5 protein-coding genes are annotated in these 5047 nt (G+C 67.1%); 2 read left to right on the top strand and 3 right to left on the bottom strand.

Translation table 11 applies throughout. The features are described from left to right. From upp to JOY90_RS19640, 3 genes are all read right to left on the bottom strand, one after another. Positions 1 to 531 (bottom strand): uracil phosphoribosyltransferase (gene upp, locus JOY90_RS19630; protein ID WP_291692766.1); only part of this gene is annotated, 531 nt, incomplete at its 3' end. A 23-nt stretch (positions 532 to 554) separates the two neighbouring features. Then, positions 555 to 1796, bottom strand: a complete 1242-nt coding sequence (locus JOY90_RS19635) for a URC4/urg3 family protein (RefSeq protein ID WP_291692767.1) — start codon at positions 1794 to 1796, stop codon at positions 555 to 557. After that, positions 1796 to 3052 carry a GTP cyclohydrolase II gene (locus tag JOY90_RS19640; protein ID WP_291692768.1) on the bottom strand — a complete coding sequence of 419 codons (1257 nt, stop codon included), beginning with the start codon at positions 3050 to 3052 and terminating at the stop codon, positions 1796 to 1798. Before JOY90_RS19640 ends, JOY90_RS19635 begins: the two co-directional genes overlap by 1 nt. Before the next feature lie 313 nt (positions 3053 to 3365). Here JOY90_RS19640 and JOY90_RS19645 point away from each other — a divergent pair, with 313 nt between their 5' ends. Next, positions 3366 to 4595, top strand: coding sequence for an amidohydrolase family protein (locus JOY90_RS19645; protein WP_291692769.1), 1230 nt, complete (start codon positions 3366 to 3368; stop codon positions 4593 to 4595). An 80-nt stretch (positions 4596 to 4675) separates the two neighbouring features. Next, positions 4676 to 5047: nitrilase-related carbon-nitrogen hydrolase (locus JOY90_RS19650; RefSeq protein WP_291692770.1), on the top strand; the 372-nt coding region annotated here is incomplete at its 3' end.

The following is a 5047-nucleotide window of genomic DNA, read 5'->3' on the forward strand; positions in this document are numbered from 1 at the left end:
CACGTCGGGATGCAGGCCGCGCACCCGCTCGACGCCTTCGGGCGCCGCGATCATGTTCACCATCCGGATATCCCGGGCGCCGCGCTCCTTGAGCCGGTCGATGGCGGCGACGGCGGTGTTGCCGGTCGCGAGCACCGGCGCGACCACGATCGCCAGCCGCTCGCCCAGGTCGGACGGCGCCTTGAAGAAATACTCCACGGCCACGAAAGTCTGCGGCTCGCGGTAGAGGCCGATATGAGCGACCCGCGCCGTCGGCACCAGGTCGAGCATGCCGTCGACGAAGGTGATGCCGGCGCGCAGCACCGGCACGAATACGAGCTTCTTGCCGGCGATCTTGGCCGATTGCATGCGGGCGAGCGGCGTCTCGACCACGACCTCGGCGAGCGGCAGGTCGCGGGTGACCTCGTAGCACAGGAGCATGCCGATCTCCTTCAAAAGCTCGCGGAACGACTTGGTCGAGATCGATTTTTCGCGGATCAGCGTCAGCTTGTGCTGCACCAGGGGATGATCGACGACCGTGACGCCTTCCATGGCTCTTGCTCCCTTGCCTCCGCTCAGAAAACCGTTCCGTCGCTGATCACCTGCAACGGCGGCGAGCCGTCAGGGCGACGCTCATAGGCGAGCGCGCGACCGGTGGCCCAGGTGCCGCCTTCGAGAATTTTTGCGAGCGGCAGGCTGGTGGCGTCCTGGCCGAGCCGCTGCCGAAGCTTCGCCGCAAGCTCATCGAGCAGGGCGACGGTCAGCGCGCGCCATTCCACGATCAGCGGCGAGGCGACCTCATGCGCGCGTGTTGCGTCCTCGGCATGGCGCAGGCTCAGCACGCCGCCGTCCACGAACAGGCCGCCATTGCGGTATTCGGCAAGTCCGGTGAGGCCGTCGACGTCGTCGACCACGAGGCCGGCGCGCTGCAACGGCTCGATCAGCGAATAGGTCATCCATTGCGACAATTTGTGCAGCGGCGCGAGCTCACCGGTCGCGGTGCCGTCTGCGAGCGCCGGATGACGCCAGCAGTCACCGAGCGCAACGCCATCGAGCGTGATGCGGGAGGGCCAGATCGGCCCGAGCTCCGAGAGCAGCTCCGACAGCACCGTCGGCGCGTCGATGTGGCCATCCCGCGCTTGGGCCGCGAGATGGTCGAACAGGCCGCCGGGCCGCGCGCCGTCGCGGCCGGCAAAAATATCGGGCCTCGCCGCGAGCAGGTCACCGAGCCGCCGCAGCAGCGCGGCGCGGCCGTCGATGCCGACCAGCGGATTGTCGGCGCCGACCTGGAAGCCGCGCTCGAGCTCGGCGACGGACAGACGCGCCAGCGCCTGCGCATCGGCACGCAGCGGATCGTTGGGATCGGCCGAGAACAACCCGCTTGCGAACATGTCGAGGCTCGCGAGCGCCAGCCCCTCGGAACGGCCGACGCGCGCGCCGCTAGCGTCGCGGTAGCGCCAGGACGGCCCAGCACCGGCATCGAGCAGCACGCTTACGATGGCGAGATCGAATTCGGCGCGGGCCTGCGCCGCGGCGTCGGGCCAGCGCGCACGGCCCGCGATCGCAGCCCAGCGATCCGCGCCGCCGCTGACAAAATGGCGCCAGCGCGAATGAAACGGAATATCCCCGCTCGGATAGTTCTGCCGCGTGGTCGCGAGCACGAGATCGGCGATTGCATCGAGCCGCGCGAGGTCGATCCTGAAATGCGGAAGCTGATCCTTCAGGCCCATCTCCAGCAGGCAATGGGATCGCTCGCGCACCGCCTTCGCCGACAACAGGGATCGCGGGTCGCTGAGGTCGGAGGCGTCGCGAGGCATCAGTATTTCTTCAGCGGCCGCCCGACCGTGTCGGTGAGATCCTCCGGCAGCGGTATGTCGGTCGAGAAATAGCCGGCGGCCTTCTTGGCCGCCATCTCGACATGGGCGTCGGCCGGGATCAGCTCGTCGGGGATCGGCACGCGCTCGACGATGTCGATGCCCTGCGCGACCAGCGCGTCGTGCTTCATGTCGCTCATCGAGATGAAGCGGTCGATGCGGGAGAGGCCGAGCCAGTTGATCACGTCCGGCATCAATTGCTGGAAGCGTGCGTCCTGCACGCCGGCGACGCATTCGGTGCGCTCGAAATAGGCCGCCGCGGCATCGCCGTCCTCGTGGCGTTTGCGCGCGTTGTAGACCAGGAATTTCGTCACCTCGCCGAGCGCGCGGCCTTCCTTGCGGTTGTAGACGATGAGGCCGAGGCCGCCGGACTGGCCCTCGCGCACGCATTCCTCGATGCCGTGGATCAGATAGGGCCGGCAGGTGCAGATGTCGGAGCCGAACACGTCCGAGCCGTTGCACTCGTCGTGCACGCGGCAGGTGATGCGGGTGCGGTGATCGGGCAGCTTGTCCACGTCGCCGAACAAATAGACCGTGGTGCCGCCGATCGGCGGCAGGAACACCTGCCGGTCCGGCCGCGTCACGAGCTCCGGATACATGCCGCCGGTCTGCTCGAACAGCACGCGGCGCAGATGCGTCTCGCTGGTGCCGAAACGCTGCGCGACGCCGGGCAGGTGCCAGACCGGATCGATTGCGATCTTGACCACGGAAACGCTGCCATTGCCATGGACCACCGTGCCGTCGACCGCGAGGCGCTTCAACGCGATCGCTTCCCGAATCTCGGGAAGGTCGAGCCGCGCGCGCGTCACCGCAATCGTCGGCCTGATGTCGATGCCCTCGGCGATCTCGGTGCCGAAATTCTCGGCGACGAGATGCCCCCAGGGATCGAGGGCGACGATCCGCGCCGGCTCGGTCCATTGCGGGAAGGGGCCGATGGTCGCGGCCGGATGGGTATTAGTGAGATCAGGGCGGCGGATCGGGTCGAGCGCGCCGGACGATACCGCGAGCGCCCGATAGACCGAATAGGAGCCGCCATGGCTGCCGATCACGTTGCGATCGTGCGGGCGGGACACGGTGGCGATGATGGGGCCGCGCTCGCGCGCGCTGGCGGCGCCCCAATCGATGGGGAAGGGGTGCTTGGCGCCTGGAACCGGATGCGAGGTCAGGCGGATGTGATCAGTGCGGTTCGAGCCACTCATCCAGTAGTATCCCCCCTAAACAGCGACGGCCCGCCTTTCCGACGGGCCTGACCATAGGGAGCTAATATTTTCGAACGATGAATATAGCGATTTTGCCACCGCTTACAATGGCTTTGCGCGGGACTGCCAACCCGGAGCCGCGCGGGTCGGCGTGGACCGATCCGACCCTGGTTCTACTCGCAGGTGCGAGATCAGTGGATGCTGGCCGATCCCTTTACTTACCCTTTACGCGTTACGCGACGGTCGATGGTAATGGGCGATTGTCATTCGCGGCCGTGGCACACCCCTTGCTTTCCGAAAGCGCGTGAAATCGATGGACCTGGTCATCCGCAACGCCTCACTCGTGCAGGACGGCGAGCTTCGCGCCGCCGACATCGGCATCGCAGACGGCCGGATCGCCGCCATCGAGCCGGGCCTTCCGGCCGAGGCGCGCGCGCTTGACGCCGAAGGCTGCCTCGTTGTGCCTGGCCTGATCGAGACTCACATCCATCTCGACAAGACCTGCATCCTCGACCGCTGCCGCATCGAGGAAGGAACGGTCGCGGAAGCCGTGCGTGTCACCGCCGCAGCCAAGCGCGGCTTCACCGCCGATGACATCTATGCGCGCGCGAAGCGGACGCTGGAGCGCTGCATCATGCACGGCACGATGCGCATGCGCACCCATGTCGAGCTCGATCCCGGCATCGGCATGACCGGCTTCGAGGCGATCCGGCAACTGGCGCGCGACCATGCCTGGGCGATCGACGTCGAGCTCTGCGTGTTTCCGCAGGAGGGGCTCACCAACAATCCCGGCACCGAGGAATTGCTGATCGAAGGCCTGCGGCGCGGCGCGCGCACCATTGGTGCTGCGCCCTATTTCGACACCGATCCGCGGACGCAGATCGACCGTATCTTCTCGATCGCGCGCGCGTTCGACGCCGAGATCGACATGCATCTCGATCTCGCCGATACGACCGACGGCATGCAGATTGACTACGTCTGCCGCAAGGCAGAGGAATATCGCTGGGGCGGGCGCGTCGCGGTCGGCCATGTCACCCAGATGTCATTGTTGCCGCCCGAGCGCTTCAACGCCATCGCGGCGCGGCTCGCCAATGCCGGCGTCGCCGTGACGGTGCTGCCCTCGACGGACCTGCATCTGATGGGCCGCAACCATGACCACGCCGTGCCGCGGGGCGTCACGCCACTCGAGCCGCTGCGGCGGGCCGGCGTGACCTGCTCGATCTCGACCAACAACGTGCTGAACCCGTTCACGCCCTATGGCGACGGCTCGCTGATCCGGATGGCCAATCTCTATGCCAATGTCTGCCACGTCTCGCGGCCCGCCGATCTCGCCGGCTGCCTCGACATGATCACCGCCGACGCCGCGCGGCTGATGCGGCTCGACGACTATGGCATCCGTGTCGGCGGACCTGCGGACCTCGTGTGCATCGACGCGCACGATCCGGCCGAAGCGATCTCGACGCTCGCGCAGCCGCTATGGGGCATCAAGCGCGGGCGGACCTCGTTCACGCGGGCGCGGCCCGCGCTTCATCCGCCGGCATAGCGACCCTCCCGAGCCTGCATTTGACTCTTCCAACACCTCACTCTTAGCCTGTCGCAACCGCATCCAGGAGACCGAGCGCCATGCGCGTGATTACCGTCGCCGCTGCCCAGATGGGCCCGATCCAGCGCGCCGAGGGGCGTGACGTCGTGGTCGGCCGCATGCTGGCGCTGATGGATGAGGCCAAGGCGAAGGGCGCCGACCTGATCGTCTATCCGGAGCTCGCGCTGACCACGTTCTTCCCGCGCTGGTATGTCGAGGATCAGGGCGAGATCGATGCCTGGTTCGAGCGCGAGATGCCGAGCGCGGCGGTCAAGCCGCTGTTCAATCGCGCGAGGCGCCACGAGATGGCGATGTATCTCGGCTATGCCGAGCTGACGCCGGACGGCCACCATTTCAACACGGCAATCCTCACCGATCGCGCGAGCAACATCGTCGGCAAGTACCGCAAGGTT

The sequence above is a fragment of the Bradyrhizobium sp. genome (assembly GCF_019242285.1).
Taxonomy (GTDB): domain Bacteria; phylum Pseudomonadota; class Alphaproteobacteria; order Rhizobiales; family Xanthobacteraceae; genus Bradyrhizobium.